1 protein-coding gene is annotated in these 605 nt (G+C 37.7%); it reads left to right on the forward strand.

Annotated features, from left to right (window positions below; genetic code table 11):
* Window positions 1-265 precede the first annotated feature (265 nt).
* Window positions 266-604 carry a hypothetical protein gene (locus tag IM284_RS23185; protein WP_126345475.1) on the forward strand — a complete coding sequence of 113 codons (339 nt, stop codon included), beginning with the start codon at window positions 266-268 and terminating at the stop codon, window positions 602-604.
* Window position 605: the final 1 nt, after the last annotated feature.

Genomic DNA, 605 nt, shown 5'->3' on the forward strand with positions numbered 1-605 from the left:
CTTTAACAGGTGACCATGAAGTGGTTTATGTGGCATCAGATCGAGAGCTTACCTCTCAGGAAATATTAGATGCGGCGCAGAAGTATCTTTGACGCCTGGGATTCAACGCCAACATTCATAAAATCATTATTATAACTACGTTTAATTATTATGGCCTGCTTAATGCAGGCTTTTTTTTACCCCCACACAAACAATTATAATTAAGACAAGTGCATCCAACATCATGGCAATATGACTTTATTGCTGAAGCAACCATAAGGCTTCCATGAAAATCCTACAATACACAGTATTAATAGTTATTGAAGCACGATCCTCAGATAATAATATCAACCCTCTTCTCTTGGGTCTCTTGCATGACAGAAACTATTCAAGTAAGTCAAACCGAGGCGTTAAACTTCCATCCCATGCATTCATTGGTTCAGAGGGGCAGGCAGTTTTAGAGTGGCAGTCTGAAAAAGATGGAGCAGAAATACTAAAAAAAAGACTCTACCAGATGCTGCATGGAATTACACGTTTAGAAGAGTTTCCCACAGCAATTTTTCTAATGATTTGCCCAGAAGAAAAAACCTTAACCTTTGTTTCAAGACTTAAAGAAAAAAAATGAA

The sequence above is a fragment of the Enterobacter cloacae complex sp. P12RS genome (genome assembly GCF_014895875.1).
In the GTDB taxonomy this organism is placed as follows: domain Bacteria; phylum Pseudomonadota; class Gammaproteobacteria; order Enterobacterales; family Enterobacteriaceae; genus Enterobacter; species Enterobacter bugandensis.